This window comes from Carboxylicivirga marina (assembly GCF_016612505.1).
GTDB classification, from domain to species: domain Bacteria; phylum Bacteroidota; class Bacteroidia; order Bacteroidales; family Marinilabiliaceae; genus Carboxylicivirga; species Carboxylicivirga marina.
Genome location: NZ_JAENRR010000005.1, coordinates 81,960 through 102,846, shown reverse-complemented (window position 1 = coordinate 102,846; position 20,887 = coordinate 81,960). Strand labels below are relative to the sequence as shown.

Genomic DNA, 20,887 nt, shown 5'->3' with positions numbered 1-20,887 from the left:
ACTCTTCGGTTTCAAACGATATGTTTTTTTGATAAACCAACCTAAAACAAACTTTAATGGTAAGGATTGCACTTATGAATAATTTAAATTTGTAGTCTAAACTTTACTCAAACTATGAAACATTTAGAAAGTGCTTTTAAAGGAGAAAATGAATGGTGGAAATACCTTTTAATGCTAACTATTATTCCCTTTTTTGCGCAATTGCCAGCTGCTATTCCTTTTTTGATTGCTCGTGCCATCACTGATTTGCCTGAAGGTGTAAAAGAGGAGGATGTCTCATTAATGCTTCCTGAAACCTATGGTTTAAACTCTTCTGTAGGCTTAGCTCTGATGGTGTTTGTATTTATTTGTATGCTCATTGCTTTTGTGGTACTATATAAACCTTTTCATGGGCAGAGCTTTAAAAACGTATTAAACGGTACAAATACTATTCGCTGGAGAAGGATAATTATTGGGTTTGCTGTATGTTTTGTTGTGGAGGCATTTTTCCTGGTTACAGACTACTATTTGAATATCAATGATTACGAAATGCGACTTAACTGGGATGCATTAATTCCATTGGCCATTGTTTCGTTTCTGTTAATTCCTTTTCAGTCAGCTTATGAAGAAATCATGTTTCGAGGTTACATTGCAAGGGGAGTGGCCAGACTCACTAGAAATCGCCTGGCAGTAATAATTATTCCTACCATATTATTTGCCTTACTTCATGCTTTTAACCCTGAAGTTGATAAACATGGCTTTTGGATGATGATGCCATTTTACGCCATAGTCGGATTGAGCTATGCGATAATTTCGGTATTGGATGATGGCATTGAAATCGCCATTGGCTTGCATGCAGCTAATAATGTATTTTCAAGTGTTTTTGTAACTACAGAAGATAGTGCTTTAAAAACCGATGCACTCCTGTTTTTGAAAGAGGTTAATGTTCCAGAAGAAATACTGCCTTTCATAATAGTTCAGGTCATTATTTTTGCTGCGATTGCCTTTAAATATCGATGGAAGATAAAAACCTTATTCACTAAAATTGAAGTCGGGAAGGTTTAATGTTAGTGATTTAGTACCGGAATTTCTTGAATTGTTATAACATCAAAAATGCCTTCTGAAATTGAAGGCATTTTTGATGTTATTGTTTAGATGATTACCATTGTTGCTCCGTAGCCATATTCCTGAAAAGAAGCATCCTGATAAACGTGGTTTTTATAATGGCGATCGAGTAATTTGCGCACTTCTGTTTTAAGCTTGCCATTGCCAACTCCGTGGATGAAGACAAGCTTTCTGCCTCTGTTTTGGGCATTATCCAACATTACCTGCTTAAATTTATCTAATTGAATAGTGATGATTTCCCCATTGCTTAAACCTGCTGTTGAGTCAATTAGTTCATCAATATGTAAGTCTACCTCCAGTATAGAAGGCTCATCTCGACGAGCGTATTTTTTCTTCGGTACTTTAGCCTCTTTCTCCTTGATTACCTTATTAAATTCTTTATCAGATAAAGCATCCAGTTTGCGTTCAAATTCACCCTTAATAACCGGAAGCAGAACTGCTTTTTCGTGGTAGTAATCATTATCGGCAAAAACATTATCCTTTAAAAAGCGTGGTGCTTTAATTTTAATTACCTCCGAAACGGGCGGGATATTCTTATAGGTTTTACCTTTTTTATAAAGCGATAAATTAACTTGCCATTGACGATCATCTAGCTGCATAATAGCCAGTTTGTCCAAGGCCAGCTTAGTGTTTGGCTCAATTGTTCCATTGTAAAAAAGATCTAAATCGCCATCCTTACGTAAGTTGCTAATCGTATAAAAGATAAAGTAATTACTATCATTTATGGCTTGAATACGCAAATCACCTGATGCTTGCCCGGGTTTATCACCTTGAAGAAAAGCGATGTGAAATTGAGGATTTGAGTCATCACCAATTTCTTCGCTATATTCATAATTCTCTTCTGTCTCTTTTTCAGCACTTTCTTCTGCCTTATTAGTTGATGATTCGCTTTTAATAACCACGCATTCGCTTGTTAAAACAGGAACTTCAAAGCCATCCTGATCTTCCACAAATGCCAATTTGCCTTCAACTCTAATAACTGTTCCTCCACCATTGGTATCTAAAAAACGTACTGTATCACCTGCTTTTATCTTCATTCTTATCGTGTTTTTATTATACAATTTGAAAATATGCACCAACTTCTAATGCATTTTTGGTACAGATGAACAAAGTTAATTAAATTTGTCGCGCTAAAAATGGAGATGATGATAAAGCCAGATATATCAATCGGAGATTACACCTATAATTTGCCAGATGAGAGAATTGCTAAATACCCATTAGCCAATCGTGATGAATCGAAATTATTAGTTTATAAAGGTGGACGAATATGTGAGCAAAAGTTTCCTGATATATTAAAGGAGTTGCCAGAGTCGAGCATGTTGGCGTTCAATAATACAAAGGTGATTCGTGCCCGCTTAAAATTCCAAAAGGCAACCGGAGCCGAAATTGAAATATTCTGTTTGGAACCGTTGGCACCAGCTGAAGTTCAGATGGCTTTTGACAGTCGCAAACAAACGACCTGGAAGTGTATTGTTGGTAATGCAAGAAAATGGAAAAGTGGCGCTTTAAACAAAGAAGTTTGCATAAATGGCGTGTCGTTTGAATTATCCATCGTTAGGGGAGAGCGCATGGGCGATGCTTCTGCTATTAGTTTTAACTGGGAAAATGCTAATTTCTCGTTTGCCGAAATTATTGAAGAGATTGGCCTAACGCCTATTCCACCTTATTTAAATCGCGAAACGGAAGATATTGATAAAGATCGTTATCAAACTGTTTATTCTGAACACCAAGGTTCGGTGGCTGCACCAACGGCCGGACTACATTTTACCGGTGATATATTAAGAACCTTAGAGCAAAGAAATCATCCATTGCTTAATGTTACATTGCATGTTGGGGCGGGAACTTTTAAGCCTGTAAAGTCTGAAGTGATTGCCGAGCATGACATGCATACTGAGCATTTTGTAATTGAAAAAGTAGCTTTGGAACGATTACTTTCTCATAATAAAAAGCTTATTGCAGTTGGCACCACCTCGGTGCGTACTTTGGAGAGTTTGTATTGGTATGGTGTTCGTCTGTTAATGGGCCTACCAATAGATAATGGTGTCGAACAATGGGATGCTTATAATCTGAATGGAAATTACTCTAAAAAAGAGGCTTTTGAGGCTTTAATGAAATTTATGGAAACAAAAAAACTGTCGCACCTTGCGGGTAAAACAGCTATTATTATTGTTCCTGGTTATGGGTTTAAAGTGATAAATGGATTAGTTACTAATTTTCATCAACCACAAAGTACCTTATTGCTTCTAATTGGTGCTATCGTAGGAAAAGAATGGAAAACCATTTACGATTATGCTCTTGAAAATGATTTTCGCTTCTTAAGTTATGGCGATAGTTCACTCTTGATGATTGAGGAATAGTTTAATTAAAGAATGAATTGGCATACTGACAAACTGAAGAGTTGAGCTTATCTCAATTAAGCAAATTGTCAGTTATACAATTAAATCATATCAAACTTCACGCTTAGCAATTTCATCCTCTAAAATTTCTTCAATATCTGCTACGCAACTGCCACAAATGGTCGCAACGTCAGTCTCATCCTGAAGATCCTCGAATGAAGTAATATTCTTATCCTTAATTACTTTTACAATATCAGCCTTGGTGAGCTGCATGTGTCGACACACAAAGTCATTATCATCAAACATATATTCTATTTTAAAATCTATTTTCATTTATCTATGACATAACAGCATCAATTGATTTTTGTTGCCATTTATTATCTTCAAAAATACTTAAATACTGAGCGCCAGCATCTTTAATAGCTTTAAAGGCATTGTCAAACTCAGCCGTTAGCTCATCCGGATGGTGTGCATCAACCGAAATTGTTAATGGAATTCCCAGTTCAATACAGCGTTTGATAATTGCTTCATTCGGGAAAAAAGTAGGATATTTTCCGCGGTAAATACCTCTGGTATTAACTTCTATAATCGTATCGGTTTTGGCAATTACCTGTAATGTTTCATCGATAATATCCTTATACCAGAGTTCATCTTCATTAAAGAACCGACCTTTATTGTTCATAACGACCTTATCTATATGTGCAATAACATCTGGCTTTTGCGTTAGTACCATCTCTTGAATTTGCTTATAGTATTGCGTTACTCCGGCTTTAATATCTCCATCAAAGCAGGTATTTAGTCCCTTTTCATAATTCTCTGCTGGGCCATCAAGAAACCAAATTGCATCTTTTTGAGCATTTGAGACTAAGTGAACGGAGCCAATGATGTAGTCTAATTGACCCAGTTTTCGCCATGTATCAAATGGTATACTTCGATTTTGTGCTATAAAATCAGCTTCTAAGGAGCGATAAATTTTTAGTTTATTGCTGAATTTAATACGGCATCGCTCAAGCTCTCTAACGTACTCTTCCAAATTATGGAATTGCATGGCCCATTCGGTTTCAAAGGGTACGGGTGCGTGACTTGAGAACCCGACTACTATGAGGCCTTTTTCGATTGCTTCAATACATACCTTTTCAACGGATGTTTTTCCATCGCAAAAATTGGAGTGAGTATGGTAGCTAAAATATTGCATCTATACATTTTTAAGTTGCGTCAAAAGTGTTAATATTTTCTTAAAGCACCAATGATTAAACGATCCGTTTGAATTCAAATAAAGCAGTTCGTCTTTTTATGTGGATAGTCTTAAAAAACGTGTTATTTTTGTTCTTGCCTCATTTGTAATGGGGCCATACAAACCTTAAAGTTTGACAATAAAAATCGTTAAAGGATAGTTAAAGTTGCTTTGGCTTAACAAAAATTAACGAAATGGAAATATTCGAATTTAACAAGTTTGTGTTTATTTGAATGAAACGAAGAAAATAAATAGTCGAAAAATATAAAACAAGATAAATTAATAATTATGGAACAATCCGTAGATATAAAAGCAATAAACGAACGTATAAAGGAAGAAAGCTCTTTTGTTGATTTGTTAACAATGGAGATGAATAAAGTAATTGTGGGTCAGAAACATCTTGTCGAAGGCCTGTTAATTGGTTTATTATCTGATGGTCATATTTTATTAGAAGGTGTTCCAGGATTAGCAAAGACATTAGCAATTAATACTTTGGCAACCATTGTAGATGCTAAGTTTTCCCGTATTCAGTTTACGCCTGATTTATTACCGGCCGATTTACTTGGTACTATGATTTACAGTCAGAAGAAGGAAGAATTTATTGTAAAACAAGGCCCTATCTTCACAAACTTTGTATTAGCTGATGAGATTAACCGTGCTCCAGCAAAGGTGCAGAGTGCTTTATTAGAGGCCATGCAGGAGCGTCAGGTGACTATTGGTGAAACAACATACCCGTTGGAAGAGCCATTTTTGGTAATGGCTACACAAAACCCGGTGGAACAAGAAGGAACATACCCATTACCTGAAGCGCAAGTTGACCGTTTTATGCTTAAGCTGGTATTGGATTATCCTAAAAAGGATGAAGAACAAATGATTATTCGCCATAACCTGGCCAAGACATTTCCTAAAGCATCATGTATACTTAAACCAGAAGATATCATTCGTGCCCGTCAGGTCGTGAAAGATGTTTATATGGACGAAAAAATCGAAAAATACATTGTTGATATCACTTTTGCGACTCGTTATCCTGAGCAATATGGATTAGAGAAATTCAAGGATATGATATCGTTTGGGGCTTCGCCGCGTGCAAGTATTAGCTTGTCGATGGCATCAAAAGCCTTTGCCTTTATCAAGCGTCGCGGTTATGTTATTCCTGAAGATGTACGTGCTATTTGTCATGATGTACTACGTCATCGTATCGGCTTATCATATGAAGCGGAAGCGAATAATGTAACATCGGAGGAGATTATCAGCGAAATTTTAAATCAGGTTGAAGTGCCTTAAGCTATTGCTATAGATACAATGTAAAGACTTAGTCTTTCGTTCAAGCATAATTACTTGTTTAACTTCTAAACTGATTAGATTGGAAGCAACCGATTTATTAAAAAAAGTACGACAGATTGAAATTAAAACGCGTGGGCTATCTGCAAATATATTTGCAGGTGAGTATCATTCGGCGTTTAAGGGTCGAGGTATGACTTTTAGCGAAGTGCGTGAATATCAATATGGCGACGATATTCGTAACATTGACTGGAATGTAACCGCTCGCTTTAATCATCCTTATATAAAGATTTTTGAAGAAGAGCGTGAGCTAACAGTCTTGTTAATGATTGACGTTTCAGGTTCACGTGAGTTTGGTACATCATATAAGTTTAAAAAGAATGTAATTACTGAGATTGCAGCAGTATTGGCTTTCTCGGCAATTCAGAACAATGATAAAATTGGCGTTATCTTTTTTAGTGACAGGATAGAGAAATTCATTCCACCTAAAAAGGGACGAAAGCATATTCTTCACATTATTCGTGAGTTTATCACTTTTACCCCGGAGCATCGCGAAACCAATATATCAGAAGCTTTAAAGTACCTGACAAATGCCATTAAAAAGAGATGTACAACCTTTGTGATTTCTGATTTTATTGATGACGATTTTGAAGATGCTTTGAAAATTGCCAATCAGAAACACGATGTAGTGGCTTTAAAAGTATTTGACAAGCGTGAAACGGAGATTCCATCTATTGGAATGATAAAGCTAAAGGACGCAGAAACAGGCGAGTACTATTGGGCCGATACATCTAATAGAGCTGTTCGTGAGTCTTATAACAAATGGTGGCGAGAAACTGATGATGCAACACGTCGATTGTTTAGCAAGTGCGGTGTTGATAACGTATCTGTAAGCACAGATGAGGACTATGTGAAGGCACTCATTTCGTTATTTAAAAAACGTATATAATGAATAAAAATTCAACTATATATTGGCTAATGAGTTCATTTTTGATGCTCGTTTTATTGTGTAGCTCACATGGGATTAGTGCGCAAAATGTTACTGTATCGGCCAAAATGGATTCGACAATTATTTTTATTGGAGGACAAATTGACTTAAAGTTACAATTGAGCCAGCCTGAGGAATTAGAACTGGCATTTCCTCTATTGACCGATACCATAACTGGTAATATCGAAATTGTGCGAATGAATGACCTGGATACTCTTAGTAAAGAAAATGGTCGTTTGTTAATTGAGCAGAACTATAGAATTACATCTTTTGATAGTGGTTTACATTTTGTGCCGCCAATCGTTTTTGAACAAGCAAGTGAGAAATTAGGTCAGGTGATACAAACTGAACCAATGGCGTTAATGGTGGTCAATCCGTTTGAAGAGGTTGATCCACAAAAAGGGATTGTTGATATCAAGCGACCTCAGGATACACCTTTTCATTTGTCTGAGTTGTATAAATATTTGCCATGGGTACTAGGGCTTCTATTATTATCTGGAATTGTCACTTTTATCGCGCTAAAGTTTTTTGGCAAAGACGTTCCGGTTAGGATTTTTAAGAAGGAAGAGCCCATCATTCCTCCTCATCAAAGAGCTTTGGATGAATTAGAGCGTATTAAGCTTGAAAAACTGTGGCAAAGTAATCGTGTAAAAGATTATTACTCAGGTGTAACAGATACCTTAAGGCATTATATTGAGGAGCGATTTGAAATTGGTGCCATGGAACAAACCACCGATGAAATTATGGAATCATTCAAAGGTGTGGATGTAAGGGATGTTAAGTCAATTGAGAACTTAAAGCAAATATTATTAACAGCCGATTTAGTAAAATTCGCTAAGCACGAACCACTTCCTGATGAAAATGATCTAAGTATGATAAATGCTTACTTCTTTGTTAATCAAACAAAAGAAGAGGAGATGAAAACGCTTGAAGAGGAAAAGGAAGAGATGTTAAAGAGCGAACAAAACGAAGCAGTTAAGGAATAAAACAGCAAATGAAATGATGAATGATATAACATTTTCGCAACCATATTTTTTCTGGCTTTTGCTGATCGTGCCTGGCTACATTGCATGGTATGTCTGGAAGCAGAAAGGCATGCAAGCATCACTAAAGATTTCTACACTTAAAGGTTTTGCTAATGCACCTAAGTCAAATAAGGTGTACTTACGTCATCTGTTATTTGTTTTTAGGGTTTTAAGTATTGTCTTGCTAATTACTGTTTTGGCCAGACCTCAATCAAGCAATAATTTTCGAAATGAAATAACCGAAGGGATTGATATTATCATGGCGCTCGATATTTCGGGTAGTATGATGGCAGAAGACTTTAAGCCCAACCGATTGGAAGCTGCTAAAGATGTGGCTGCTGAGTTTATAAAAGGGCGACCTAATGATAAAATTGGTTTAGTTATTTATGCAGCTGAGAGTTTTACACAATGTCCACTAACGACCGATCATAACGTACTGCAAAACCTGTTCAAGGATATACAACTTGGATTATTGGAAGATGGTACAGCCATAGGTATGGGATTAGCAACAGCTGTGCAGAGGATTAAAGATAGTGAGGCTAAAAGTAAGGTCATTATCTTACTAACCGATGGTGAAAATAACCGAGGCGAGATAGCTCCAATGACAGCAGCTGAAATTGCGAAAACATTTGGTGTTCGAGTGTACACCATTGGAGTTGGTACGAATGGTATGGCACCATACCCGATGCAAACGGTGTTTGGTAAGCAGTATCAACAAATGGAAGTAAAGATTGATGAAGAACTATTGCAGGGTATTGCTGATATGACCGATGCAAAATACTTTAGGGCAACCGATAAGCAGAAGTTAGACGAGATCTATAAAGAGATTGATCAGCTGGAAAAGACGCGAATTGAAGTGCGCGAATACACTAAGCGTAAAGAGGAATATTGGTGGTTCGCAGCATTTGCAGGCTTATTTTTAATGCTTGAGATATTTATGAGAAGCACAGTTTTCCGTAATCTGCCATAAAGGCATGGGAAGTATTTAGTGTTGAATCACTCAGTATTTTTAATGATTATAAAGATTAATACAAATGAATATATTCAGGTTTGAACATCCAGATGCCTTATTTTTGCTGCTACTGATTCCGGTATTAGCATTTATACATCTCTACTTGGCAAAGAGGCGAAAGAAAGCTTTAGAGGCATTTGGAAATACCGAATTACTAACTGAATTAATGCCGAACGTATCGTTCAAGCGACCAACGGTAAAGTTTTACATTATGCTTTTTGCCTTTATTCTATTGATTGTGACCATTGCAGGGCCACAGTATGGTAGTAAGTTGCAAACTGTAAAACGAAAAGGTATTGAGTTGATTGTGGCGCTTGATGTATCAAATAGTATGATGGCGCAAGATATTGAACCAAATCGTTTGGAGCGAGCTAAAAGAGCTATTTCGCGTTTAATTGATAAGCTACAAAATGATAGGGTTGGCTTTATCGTTTTTGCGGGTGAAGCCTATGTGCAATTACCAATCACAACTGATTATCCATCGGCAAAGATGTTTCTGAATTCAATTAATACCGATATCGTAGGTAAGCAAGGAACAGCTATTGGAGCGGCAATTGATAAAGGAATTAAATCATTTACAACTCAAGAGGATATTAACCGTGCAATAATTGTGATTACCGATGGCGAAAACCATGAGGATGATCCAATTGCTGCTGCCGGTATGGCGGCCGAACGAGGTATTAAAATTTATACCGTAGGAATGGGATTGCCCAAAGGTGCTCCAATTCCAGTAACAGGAGGCCGTAGTAATGATTTTATGAAGGATAAAGATGGAAATGTTGTTATATCAAAATTGGATGAGAATACCTTACAGAAAATAGCAATTACAGGCAATGGGGCTTACATACCGGCTAATAATATTCGTAATGGCATCAATAATTTGGTTGATGAATTGGGTGAACTGGAAAAGTCAGAGCTGGAAGCTAAGGTATATACCGACTACAATGATCAATTTCAATATTTTGCGGCTTTGGCCCTATTGTTGATATTCATTGAGTTCTTGATATTAGAGCGTAAGAACCGACGTTTGAAACATATCAATATTTTTGAAGTGAAAGAAGAGAAAAACAAGTAAAGCTTTAGATGATGATGAAATTAAAATATATACTTTTTACCGCCATTGTTTTGCTTGGTGTATTTCAGGCAGAAGCTCAAAATGAGCGTCGTTTTATACGCAGCGGTAATAGTCATTTTGCTGATTCTGCTTATCTGGAGTCCGAAATTGAATACCGTAAAGCACTTGATAAAACAGGTGATTCTTTTGAGGGGCAATTTAATCTTGGCGACGCTTTGTTTAAGCAAGAGAAGTTTAATGATGCATTAGACCAATTTCAAATATTAGCTGGCACAGAAAAAGATCCCCAACGACTGGCTCAGGTACATCATAACATTGGTAATAGTTATTTCGCTATGCAAAAATACCAGGAGAGTGTAGATGCTTATAAAGATGCGCTGAGAAATAATCCGGAAGATAATGATACGCGATATAACTTAATTGCGGCTCAAAAAATGTTGCAACAGCAGGAGCAAGAGCAGCAGAATCAGGACCAGAATCAGGACCAGAATCAGGATCAACAGCAAAATCAGGATCAGCAACAAGAGCAGCAACAGCAGGAACAACAAAATCAGGATCAACAAGAACAGCAGCAAGATCAAAATCAGCAGCAACAACAAAATCAACAACAGCAGGAGCAACCTCAGGAGCAAATGTCAAAGGAAGATGCTCAGCGTTTATTAAATGCTATTCAGCAAGATGAGAACGAGTTGCAAAAGAAATTGAGGAAAGCGAAGGCTGCAGAACAAACTAAAACTGAAAAAAACTGGTAGAAGTACTATTTTTGCAAAAAAACATAATCTAACAATATGCGACAATTAATACTTTTCCTAACTCTATTTGTCACGAGCATTGTCAATGCACAAGCACAAGATGTGAGCTTCACCGGGCGAGCTCAGTCGGCAGTAGTTGCAGGAGATAAATTTAAATTAGTTTATACTCTCAATAAAGAAGGTAGTGATATTCGCTTACCTGCTTTACAGGATTTTCAGATTCTGATGGGGCCCAGTACTTCATATTCAACGAGTACTTCAATTGTTAATGGCAAGGTGAGCCGCGAAACGTCATATACTTTCACCTTTATATTAAAGGCACTTAAAGAAGGACAATATACGATACCTGCAGCGACTATTAAGGTTGATGACAAGAAAGTGAGTTCCAATGCTGTTAGTGTTAAAGTTGTAAAAGGAGAAGCTCAGGCACAGCAACAAAATCAGCAAACTCAAACCGCGGGTACTACGCCGAGCGATGATGATTTATTTATTCGTGTAACACCATCAAAAAAGAACTTGTATCAGGGTGAATCAATGGTGTTAACAACTCGAATTTATACAAAGGTTCAACTCGACGGATTATCAGATATTAAGCAACCAGAACTATCATCCTTTATTACACAAACATTGCGTGATCAGGAAGGCATAAAATGGACCATGGAAAATGTTAATGGTCGTACTTATAATGTTGGTACTTATGAGCAAAAGTTATTGTTTCCTCAAAAATCGGGGAAGATAACCATACAACCTACCGAAATTGAATTTATGGTTCGCCAGCGTGTGGCCCGAAACCGTTCGCGAAGTATATTTGATGATTTCTTTGAATCAAATTACCGAACAGTTAAAAAACGTGTTAAGTCAAAACCAATAACCGTTAATGTTAAGCCTCTGCCATCATCTAAACCGGATGGGTATACAGGTGGGGTTGGGCAGCTAAGCCTAAAGGCTAGTGTCAATAAGAATGACGTCAAAGTTAATGACGGTATTACTTTAAAAGTAGTGGTTAGCGGTACAGGAAATCATAAGTTTATCGAAGATCCAAAAATTCAGTTTCCGGCTGATTTTGATGATTTTGATGCTAAGATTTCAAATAGTATCAGCAATACAGCGAGAGGTATGAAAGGGTCAAAAACCTACGAGTACTTGATGATACCTCGTCATGCTGGTACGTTTACCATTCCTTCTGTAAAATTTGCGTACTTTGATACAGCTAAGGGGAAATTCCAAACAAGTGAATCTGGACCTTTAACCATTACTGTTGAAAAGGGTGAAGGTGGCGAAGAAACAAACAGTGGTGTTGTACGTGCGAATGTATCTAAGGAAAATGTGAAGTTTATTGGTAAAGATATTCGCTTTATTAAAACGGGTGAAACGAACCTAAAGCCTACAGGTACCTTCTTTATTGGTAGTTTAATTTACTATTTATCGCTTCTAGTACCTTTATCCTTGTTTATTTTGTTGTTCATCATTAATCAAAAACGCATTAAGGATAATGCCAATGTGACATTAATGAAAACGAAAAAAGCAAACAAGGTGGCCATTAAGCGTCTTAAGAAATCAGCTCAATTCCTCAAATCTCGAGATAAAGAAGCTTTTTATGAAGAGGTGTTGAGAGCTTTGTATGGGTATTTAAGTGATAAGTTAAGTTTACCATTGAGTGAATTATCAAAAGATAATGCTGGTGAAATACTGAGTAATTCAAATGTTTCAAAAGAGGTTATTGCAGAAATAATGGATATTCTTGATACGTGTGAATTTGCACGTTATGCGCCAGCGTCAGGAGCTGACGAAATGGATAAGTTGTACAATCAAACGATTTCTACTATTAGTAAGCTTGAAAACCAGATAAAACGATAATGATGAAACAACTATATATATTGTTCTTGGTTTGCCTGTCGGTTGGAGCTGTTTATGGGCAAGATGACCGCTTACAGGAAGGGAATGCACAATACAGTGATGGTAATTTTCAGATGGCAATAGATACTTATAAAGGTATATTGTCAACGGGTGTTGAAAGTGGAACACTGTATTTTAACCTTGGAAATGCTTACTACAAAAATGGCGAATTATCTAATGCCATTTTAAATTACGAGCGTGCATTATTATTAAAGCCACATGATAAGGATATCAAGTATAACTTAGAATTGGCATACTCTCAAACGACTGATAAGATTGAGTCTGTTGATGAATTCTTTCTGAGTAAATGGGTGATTGACTTTAGAAATAAAGCAACCTCTGATACCTGGGCATTCATTGGTGTGGCATGTTTCATTCTTACACTAATAATGGGCGCACTGTTCTTCTTTTCACGATCAGTGATACTTAAAAAAGCAGGATTTTACCTTGGAGTTGGCTTGTTAGTTGGTAGTTTGGTGACATTAACTTTTAGTTACCGTCAAAAAAGTAAGTTAGTCAATAGAAATTATGCGATTGTATTTAGTCCATCTCTAACTGTTAAAAGTTCACCCGATGCTAGTGGTACAGAGATATTTATACTTCATGAAGGCACGAAGGTGAAGATTGTTAGTACTTTGGGACAATGGAAAGAGATTGAGATTGCAGATGGCACTGTTGGTTGGGTTGAAGAAACATCTATAACGATTATTTAATCGTAAAACGTCATAAAAAAAGCTCTTTATCCGTTGATAAAGAGCTTTTTTGTTATAAACACCCAAACTACTGATTGGCTCATCTTCATTTGAGAAATGAAGCACCAATCATGTATATTTTATAGCTCATCATTCTGTCTTATTACATACTTATCAAGTATAAACCAACTATATAATAGCGTTAATGATGCGCCAACTATTTCAATTACTATCATTCTTTGTTTCTTTGATATTATAACACCAATCACTTTGCCAAAAAATGAAAATTGCTGTTAATCAAGGAGAAAGTAGAAATGAGTTATTTACTTATGTCCAAATAATGGAGTAACGTGTAACAAATGGAATATGATGATGTGAAAAAAGCGGATACATTTTATTCAAATGAATCCGCCAGATTATAAAACTAATGTTTAATGCTTATAAAATAATTTTTCGCCCAAAGAGTTGGTTATTCTTCGAAAGTATAAAATAGTATGGAGCTTCTTCTTCTTTTAAATCAAACTCTTCTTTTAGTGGGCCAGCTTTTAGGGCTTTCTTTTCCTTTACTTTACTGCCAGCCTGATTGAACATCTCAAGTTGATAGCTGCCTTCTGGTAATTCACACTCAATATGCATTAATGTTTGAAGTTTTTCGTCTTCCATTATTTTCTCAATTTTTACTTTCAGGTCTTGTAGTTCCAGCGGACTCGCCGTTAGTTTTTTTGCTGAAACACCTATTTCCTTCAAGAAGGCGATATCTTCCATAGGTATTGACTCGACTTGCACTGTTGTTCGATGTTCATGTTTTTCTTTCCAGTGCACTGGAATATCGTGAGAGTCAGACGCAATTATAAAGGTTTTTACACCTGGTTCGTGATCTTCCATGTCATGGATTTCTTTCTTAATTATTTTAACATGATCACCATCTTCATTAATAAACTCCTCAATATCAACTTCACCATCTTCGCCTTGCATAATTACGATGCGATTTTTATGGGCCTTGTGAAGCTCTTCAAGTTCTTTCAACTCAATGCCTTTCTCTTTGAGTATTTTTTCCATTTCAATGTGCATTTTTTCCATGTCACCATCAAATTCGAAATGAAAATCATTTAGTGAATCCATTTTGTAGGCCATTACGCGCATCTGCTTGTCCATTCCGTGATGATGAGCTTCCATAATGCTATCGATATTAACGATCTTTGTTTCATCACCCGATTGAAAGACAAATACATCGTGGTTGAAAGTAGTATCCATTTCAACTACTTTTTCGCCTTCGCTGCTAATTACTTTTATTTTAACCTGGTTTTTCTTTTTCGTTTGGGCAGTTATCCCAAAACCTATTGATGTCATTAGTATTCCCGAAAGAATAAGTTTTGATGCAAAAGTTCCTGATTTCATAGTTTCCCAATTAATGAGTTAGTATTATTTTTTTCATGAAGTTTTAATGCAGTATTTGCAATTTCAAAATTACAAATACACTGATGTTAAATCGGTTAAGGTGCGGTTAAAAACAGTTAAGGAAAAGTTAATGTGTTTCAGTGCTTTCAGTCAAAGCTTTATCTTTACAAGGTAATTAAATGACTATGAAACGCAAATCAATACTTGGTTTAATACTTTTGATGAGTCTCTCGATGTTAGGGATTATTGCCGCGCAGTACTTGTGGATACAGCAATCAATTAAAGTACAGAAAGAAAAGTTTCAGGCATCAGTATATCGTTCTTTGGATAATACCGTACAGCGTCTGGAAAAAGAACAAAATGCAGATTATATTTTTGAAGAGTTCTTTCGACGGCCACATACGCTTGGTAACACCACGTACCGTAAGGATGCCAATGGTAATGTTGCCATTATTCGACAGCAAAATATAAATGCAAGTAAGCCAAAGATAGTATATCACAAAAAAGATACGGTGATAACGCAAGGAGGAACACGTATTGAAGTGCATACCGAAGTAAACGGTAATCATAGTGAACATCAGGTATGGATTGATGCGACGGGGGAGAAGATTGATGTTATTGAGCTGGAAGAGCGTTTGTTGCATATGGAAGATTCAATTGAGGTGGTGATGGATGCCATGGAAAGCAAGAATCGTGAGCTAAAAGAAGTATTTAACCAAATGAAAAGGGAAATTGAAGCCCGGCATAACCCATTGCAATATCGACTTGATTTAGATCATCTTAATGATGTTCTTCGCGAAGAATTGAAACAAAATGGTATTGATACGAAATTCGAATTTGGCGTTTTTGATCAATATTCCAGAGAGCTAACAAATTACCAATCTGGTAATTTTAGCATTGGTAATATCAGTGATTATACGCCGTTTCGGATAAAACTATTTCCACGTGATATTTTTCGTGGTATTTCCTCTTTTGAGTTAATGATGTATTTCCCTGACATGGCTTCCTACTTGATAAAAACACAAGGGTGGATGGTGTCTTTGTCAACTGTATTTACATTGTTTATATTGGTTACATTCTTTATTACAATACGTACCATTCTCAATCAAAAGAAAGTGTCGCAAATAAAGACCGACTTTATTAATAATATGACACACGAGTTTAAAACACCAATTGCCACTATCAGTCTTGCGACTGATAGCATATTAACGCCAACCATTATTAACAACGAAGATCATATTAGAAATTTCTTGAGAATAATAAAGGAAGAAAATACTCGCATGAATAGTCATGTAGAGCGTGTGTTGCAGATGTCGCAAATTGAGAAGAAAGATTTTTCTGTTGTTAAAGCTTCCAAGGATTTACATGAACTAATATTCAGAGCTGTTGATAATATGCAATTATTAGCCAACGAAACAGGCGGAAAGATACATACATCATTAAAAGCCGAATTGAGTGTTTTTATGGTGGATGAAATTCACATTACCAATGTAATCGTTAACTTGCTTGAAAATGCCCTAAAGTATGCCAATAAACAGCCTGAAGTTATAATATCAACTGTAAATACAGGTTATGGTCTTCAGATATCAATAAAAGATAATGGTATTGGGATGAGCAGAGATCAGCAGAGTAAGATATTCGAGAAGTTCTACCGGGCAACTGGTGGAAATGTTCACAATGTCAAAGGGTTTGGGTTAGGCTTAAGTTATGTGAAAGCTGTCATAGATGCTCACCAGGGTAGGATTAGTGTAAAAAGTAAATTGAATGTAGGAACCGAATTCATCATTCAGATACCTTACAAATAAAGCAATGGAACAAAATAATAGAGTATTTATGGTGGAAGATGACCGTAATTTTGGAACGGTCATGAAAGCCTATTTAGAGATTAATAAGTTTGTAGTTACCTGGGTTAAAGATGGCATGTTGGCTGTAAAACGATTTAAAGAAAGCCAGTTTGATATTTGCATATTGGATGTCATGCTACCCAATGTTGATGGATTCACTATAGCGCGTGAGATTAAAGAGTTAAATCAGGATATTCCAGTTATTTTTCTGACAGCTAAAGTAATGAAGGAGGATATGTTAGAAGGCTTTAGTACAGGAGCCGATGATTATATTACTAAACCTTTTGATTCGGAAATATTGATTTGTAAGATAAAAGCGATATTAAATCGAAATAAGCGTGCGCAAGCTGAAGTGCAGACTGAATATCAAATTGGGGAGGCGATTTTTAATAGTGAATTCCGAACCATTACAATTAATGAGGCAAAACAAAATTTATCGCCCAAAGAAGCTGACTTGCTATTATTATTGTGTCAAAATGAAAACAAAGTGTTGCCGCGCGATATTGCTTTAAAACAGGTATGGGGCGAAACAGGGTATTTCACTACCCGAAGCATGGATGTATACATTACTAAATTACGTAAGTATTTGAGAGAAGTAGGAGGTGTTGAAATTGTAAATATCCATGGCAGTGGGTATCAGTTAAGAATTGATTAAAATGGTTTTGTAACTAAAGAGGCCATGTAAGCGTCATAACTTTATAACTCGAAAAATAATATGTTATGAAAAAACTATTGATACTTATCGGACTTGTGGGATTTACCTTGACTTTTGCTCAGGATAGAAAAGTAGAAGTTGATAAAAAATTTAAGAATATTACTGATGTTGAAATAAATGTGGTTTTCAGCGATGTGGTGATTGAGCAGGCATCAGGGAGTGGCGTGCATGTTACTGGCTCAGTGACTTGGAGTCGGGATAAGGATGTATATGACATTATCACGCGCCAATCTGGCACAACCCTTATTGTTGAAGTTGATCATCCGCGTAACTCAAAAGGAAGTGCTTCGGGGCAATTTTATATTACAATGCCTGCCATGACAGATGCTGATGTTAACAGTGTAAGTGGCGATATTAAAGTTACAGGAGTGGGGCAGCGAAAAGTAAAGTGTAATACCGTTTCAGGAGATATTGTAGCGCACAAAATTGGTAGCGATGTGTCAGCTAATACCGTTTCTGGTGATATTGTATTGGATGGAGTTAAAGGAAGCGCTAAATCAAATACGGTATCGGGTGATGCCGAATTACTAAATATTGATGGTAATTTAAAAGGGAATTCGGTGTCTGGTAGTTTTAGAATTGTCAATCTTAAAGGTAATCGCGAAATAAGTACACTCTCTGGCAGTATCAGGTAAGTACAAACGCTAAAATTTATCTAACCCGCTTGCAATTTTGTAAGCGGGTTTTTATTTGGTTAAAGGTGTTATCTATTTAATTTTTAAAGAGGAATCCGCGTGGATTCGAATCAATTTTTTAAAACTCAGATTGAAATAAAAAGCTGACAAAAATCAGATTTTTTTCTCTGGATAAGGTATTCAAATCTTTGTAATTTGATTCATGCAAAAGCTGGTTGTCAACATTTGTGCTAGTTAACAACCAACGATTTATTAATTAATTATAAACTTAAATTATTAAAAATGAGTAACCCTAAATCAAATTCAGAGTTGGCTATTTTAGAAAGGAGTCAAAACGCATTTACAAATATCGACAATCAACCTTCTGTCGCAAGCACGATGGCAGAATTTGGATATGACGCATCTGCTATGGATGTAGGCAAAGCCATTTATGCGGAGGCTCGCCTGCAATATGATGTCAGTCACCAGGAAGCCATGGAGTCAAAAGAGGCTTATCGTTTGTTTTCTGAGAATAAAGAGAAGATAAATGTTCATTACCGTATGCTTCGCAAGAAAGCAAAGGTAGTATACCAGGATGAACCACTTATGCTGCAAAAACTTCAAGTAAGCGGTGATGCTCCAGAGGCATACCTAAATTTGCTTGAAAGTGTGCAACAATACTGCAGTGTATTTGTGGCTTCTGAAGAAGTGCAACAAGAACTGGCCCGTCTGAAAGTGACAATGGCTGAAGTAGAGGAAACACAGGCCGATATTAAGGCACTTCAAGCCTCACGTGCTGGTTATATAAAAGAACGGGGAGAAGCACAGCATGCCACTCAACTTAAAGATGAAGCCATGGCACGCCTTGATAAATGGATGCGAAAGTTCTATGCGGTTGCCAAGATTGCTTTTGAAGATCAACCACAATTACTCGAGACTTTGGGGCTGGTTGTGAAACGATAAACTATCTTTCAATTCAATAACTAAAGGTTCGCACTCCTTAATGGAGAGCGGACCTTTTTTTTGCCCCCTTACATCCCTCAAAAATAGCACATGCGCAATTAGTAAAGAAGAATACCCGTTGTTCTACGGTGAAGCTGCTTGTTAAGCTCACTTTTGCTTATTTGTTACCACACCACTTTTTTCCACTGCTGTCATCTCCATTTCAGAATTTGTTATCCATGTTTTAGTGTGAGCAGATCCCCAATAGAAATCAATTGTTTTCCACTGGATAAAGTTATCCATTTCTTATTTATAAAGGTAGAATTATGATTTTATCTTTAATTAACCTATTTTATAAATGCATTCATCTATTATAAATTATAAGGAATATCATTTTGATATGTTACCATCAATAAGGTTAAAGTGTATACCTATTTAAGAAATGTTATAACCTATTGTATAAAATTAATAATACAAATTATAAATAGATAACAACGAACTAAAAAAAGATTTAATAATAGTTGCATAATTTAAAAATAATTTTGAATATTGATGATGTTTATTATACATAGATTCATGTTAATTAAAAGTTGAATAATCTATTTGCTGTTCAGAATGCATTATACAAAGAATAGAATAAGTGAATATCAATCTGGTGTTGAGCTGTTGTTTAAAAACAGTATGGATCAGGAACTTGTGAAGAGTATCGTAGACAAGTATGGTTACGATGAAGCGCAGTTAAGTTTGATGTATAACCTAAACAAGGAGTTGAGAGAACTGCTGGGGCGCTTAGAAGTGGCAAAGCATCAGAAGGTGCTTGTTTATGATCAAAAGAATCAGCTTTTTGCGCAGTTAAAGAAAGACTATATGCGCTACTTGAAGCTCACAAGGATTGCATTGGCTGATGATGCAGGTGCTTCTGCAGCATTGTTATTGGAAGGAGCAAGGGCGCGAACAAATAATGCACTGGAGCTTCAGATTAGGGCCTTTGTTTCTAATCTTTTGAATAGTAAGGTGTGGTTAGAGGCCTTAGGGGTGTATAATGTTAGTGTGGCTGATGTTAAGAAGCTCCAGTCGGATTTGGAGCAGTTGGTACAAAGGAACAGAGTGTGCTTAGAAGCGCAAGGAGAGGTGCGTAGTCTTACTGTATATAAAAAGAAGTTATTGGTCAAACTTCAGGCTTACGTAAGTGACTACGTGAAAGTGGTTCGAATAGCCTTCGAAGAGAAGCCGAAACTTCTGGTAAGTCTTGGTATAAATGTTAAAACCGGATGAGTGATAAAAAATGCAGATTATAATAAATAAAGTTTGATTATATGAAACAACTAAGGTGCATTGTCGTAGAAACAATAATTATTTGGGGCAGATATTTCTGTTAAAAAAAAGTACTAGAGTGTTAGGATTCTATAAAAGGGAATTTTAATGTTCTAATTTGTGTATTTGCATATGTAATAATTAAGATTTATGTACGTTTGTACGTGAAGGTTAGTTTGTGAGATAATTGATTGATAGTATTAACCGTGTAGACGGGGTGTGCAGTTGGGGACTGAAAGAAACATAGGTTTATGAAGAGAGTACAATTTATTAAGGTTTTATTTGTTACTGTCATGATGCTTGGCTTTAGTGGAGCATTTAATGCATTTAGTCAAAGTAATGAACAGCATTTACCTTGTCTTAAAAAGGTATACCTAGTTAGTGATGGTGACGTTTTGCTTGATTGTAAGCCAGAGGAGAGTCGCTATATTGCTCACAAAAATTATGAATGGACTGTCAATAAGTATTCTGCTAATAATAAAGCGGGCGCTGAATTAAAAGGCTGTATTGAAAAAAAGAATGGAAAGTTCTATTTGAACCCATCCGAAATATTTAAGAAGGTTAAAGACAAACAAGTAGTCGTTGTATACAAGCAATTATCTGCTGACGGAAGTGTGCTTACACTTTATTATCAAATTAAAGTTGTAACAGAAGATTAACCTAAA

General features: G+C 36.2%; 21 protein-coding genes. 16 read left to right on the top strand and 5 right to left on the bottom strand.

Annotation, left to right across the window (positions count from 1 at the left end; genetic code table 11):
* Positions 1 to 114 precede the first annotated feature (114 nt).
* Positions 115 to 1,044, top strand: a complete 930-nt coding sequence (locus JIV24_RS03435) for a CPBP family intramembrane glutamic endopeptidase (protein WP_200463603.1) — start codon at positions 115 to 117, stop codon at positions 1,042 to 1,044.
* Positions 1,045 to 1,130: 86 nt separating this feature from the next.
* On the opposite strand, the gene JIV24_RS03430 is transcribed toward JIV24_RS03435, so the two are convergent.
* Positions 1,131 to 2,141 (bottom strand): DUF2027 domain-containing protein, encoded by a 1,011-nt coding sequence (locus tag JIV24_RS03430; protein ID WP_200463602.1) that lies wholly within the window; start codon positions 2,139 to 2,141, stop codon positions 1,131 to 1,133.
* Between the two features lie 108 nt (positions 2,142 to 2,249).
* Here JIV24_RS03430 and JIV24_RS03425 point away from each other — a divergent pair, with 108 nt between their 5' ends.
* A complete protein-coding gene (locus JIV24_RS03425; protein ID WP_200463648.1) occupies positions 2,250 to 3,461 on the top strand; it encodes an S-adenosylmethionine:tRNA ribosyltransferase-isomerase in 1,212 nt (403 codons plus the stop codon).
* A gap of 90 nt (positions 3,462 to 3,551) precedes the next feature.
* Here JIV24_RS03425 and JIV24_RS03420 read toward each other — a convergent pair whose 3' ends face one another.
* Together JIV24_RS03420 and JIV24_RS03415 are read right to left on the bottom strand one after the other, a co-directional pair.
* Positions 3,552 to 3,773 (bottom strand): (2Fe-2S)-binding protein, encoded by a 222-nt coding sequence (locus JIV24_RS03420; protein WP_234445692.1) that lies wholly within the window; start codon positions 3,771 to 3,773, stop codon positions 3,552 to 3,554.
* Between the two features lie 4 nt (positions 3,774 to 3,777).
* Positions 3,778 to 4,635, bottom strand: a complete 858-nt coding sequence (locus JIV24_RS03415; RefSeq protein WP_200463601.1) for a histidinol-phosphatase — start codon at positions 4,633 to 4,635, stop codon at positions 3,778 to 3,780.
* Between the two features lie 327 nt (positions 4,636 to 4,962).
* Here JIV24_RS03415 and JIV24_RS03410 point away from each other — a divergent pair, with 327 nt between their 5' ends.
* The 8 genes from JIV24_RS03410 (at position 4,963) to JIV24_RS03375 (ending at position 13,416) form a co-directional block, all read left to right on the top strand.
* Positions 4,963 to 5,958: an AAA family ATPase gene (locus JIV24_RS03410; RefSeq protein ID WP_200463600.1), complete on the top strand. Its 996-nt coding sequence runs from the start codon at positions 4,963 to 4,965 to the stop codon at positions 5,956 to 5,958.
* 79 nt (positions 5,959 to 6,037) lie between these two features.
* Entirely contained in the window at positions 6,038 to 6,904 is an 867-nt protein-coding gene (locus tag JIV24_RS03405) for a DUF58 domain-containing protein (protein WP_200463599.1), read from the top strand.
* Entirely contained in the window at positions 6,904 to 7,929 is a 1,026-nt protein-coding gene (locus tag JIV24_RS03400) for a hypothetical protein (RefSeq protein ID WP_200463598.1), read from the top strand. Before JIV24_RS03405 ends, JIV24_RS03400 begins: the two co-directional genes overlap by 1 nt.
* A 13-nt stretch (positions 7,930 to 7,942) precedes the next feature.
* Positions 7,943 to 8,938 carry a vWA domain-containing protein gene (locus JIV24_RS03395; protein ID WP_234445691.1) on the top strand — a complete coding sequence of 332 codons (996 nt, stop codon included), beginning with the start codon at positions 7,943 to 7,945 and terminating at the stop codon, positions 8,936 to 8,938.
* Between the two features lie 64 nt (positions 8,939 to 9,002).
* The gene (locus JIV24_RS03390) at positions 9,003 to 10,055 is read left to right on the top strand and encodes a vWA domain-containing protein (RefSeq protein WP_234445690.1); all 1,053 of its coding nucleotides are present in this window, start codon (positions 9,003 to 9,005) and stop codon (positions 10,053 to 10,055) included.
* Between the two features lie 11 nt (positions 10,056 to 10,066).
* Complete coding sequence (locus JIV24_RS03385; RefSeq protein ID WP_234445689.1) at positions 10,067 to 10,807, top strand: tetratricopeptide repeat protein; 741 nt, start codon at positions 10,067 to 10,069, stop codon at positions 10,805 to 10,807.
* A gap of 36 nt (positions 10,808 to 10,843) precedes the next feature.
* The gene (locus JIV24_RS03380) at positions 10,844 to 12,664 is read left to right on the top strand and encodes a BatD family protein (RefSeq protein WP_200463597.1); all 1,821 of its coding nucleotides are present in this window, start codon (positions 10,844 to 10,846) and stop codon (positions 12,662 to 12,664) included.
* Between the two features lie 2 nt (positions 12,665 to 12,666).
* Positions 12,667 to 13,416 (top strand): tetratricopeptide repeat protein, encoded by a 750-nt coding sequence (locus tag JIV24_RS03375; protein WP_234445688.1) that lies wholly within the window; start codon positions 12,667 to 12,669, stop codon positions 13,414 to 13,416.
* Positions 13,417 to 13,833: 417 nt separating this feature from the next.
* Here the strand turns inward: JIV24_RS03375 and JIV24_RS03370 are convergent, their stop codons facing one another.
* Entirely contained in the window at positions 13,834 to 14,793 is a 960-nt protein-coding gene (locus JIV24_RS03370; RefSeq protein WP_200463595.1) for a hypothetical protein, read from the bottom strand.
* A gap of 185 nt (positions 14,794 to 14,978) precedes the next feature.
* On the opposite strand from JIV24_RS03370, the gene JIV24_RS03365 reads away from it, so the two are divergent.
* From JIV24_RS03365 to JIV24_RS03350, 4 genes are all read left to right on the top strand, one after another.
* Positions 14,979 to 16,598, top strand: a complete 1,620-nt coding sequence (locus tag JIV24_RS03365; RefSeq protein ID WP_200463594.1) for a sensor histidine kinase — start codon at positions 14,979 to 14,981, stop codon at positions 16,596 to 16,598.
* Between the two features lie 4 nt (positions 16,599 to 16,602).
* The gene (locus JIV24_RS03360; protein ID WP_200463593.1) at positions 16,603 to 17,292 is read left to right on the top strand and encodes a response regulator transcription factor; all 690 of its coding nucleotides are present in this window, start codon (positions 16,603 to 16,605) and stop codon (positions 17,290 to 17,292) included.
* Positions 17,293 to 17,357: 65 nt separating this feature from the next.
* On the top strand, positions 17,358 to 17,987 hold the full coding sequence (locus JIV24_RS03355) for a DUF4097 family beta strand repeat-containing protein (protein WP_200463592.1): 630 nt from the start codon (positions 17,358 to 17,360) through the stop codon (positions 17,985 to 17,987).
* Positions 17,988 to 18,269: 282 nt separating this feature from the next.
* Positions 18,270 to 18,929, top strand: a complete 660-nt coding sequence (locus tag JIV24_RS03350; RefSeq protein WP_200463591.1) for a hypothetical protein — start codon at positions 18,270 to 18,272, stop codon at positions 18,927 to 18,929.
* 147 nt (positions 18,930 to 19,076) lie between these two features.
* Here the strand turns inward: JIV24_RS03350 and JIV24_RS22595 are convergent, their stop codons facing one another.
* Positions 19,077 to 19,211 carry a hypothetical protein gene (locus JIV24_RS22595; protein ID WP_262896382.1) on the bottom strand — a complete coding sequence of 45 codons (135 nt, stop codon included), beginning with the start codon at positions 19,209 to 19,211 and terminating at the stop codon, positions 19,077 to 19,079.
* A 312-nt stretch (positions 19,212 to 19,523) separates the two neighbouring features.
* Here JIV24_RS22595 and JIV24_RS03345 point away from each other — a divergent pair, with 312 nt between their 5' ends.
* Both JIV24_RS03345 and JIV24_RS03340 read left to right on the top strand, forming a co-directional pair.
* Positions 19,524 to 20,183, top strand: a complete 660-nt coding sequence (locus JIV24_RS03345) for a hypothetical protein (protein WP_200463590.1) — start codon at positions 19,524 to 19,526, stop codon at positions 20,181 to 20,183.
* A gap of 290 nt (positions 20,184 to 20,473) precedes the next feature.
* Positions 20,474 to 20,881, top strand: a complete 408-nt coding sequence (locus JIV24_RS03340; RefSeq protein ID WP_200463589.1) for a hypothetical protein — start codon at positions 20,474 to 20,476, stop codon at positions 20,879 to 20,881.
* The last annotated feature ends 6 nt before the right edge of the window (positions 20,882 to 20,887 follow it).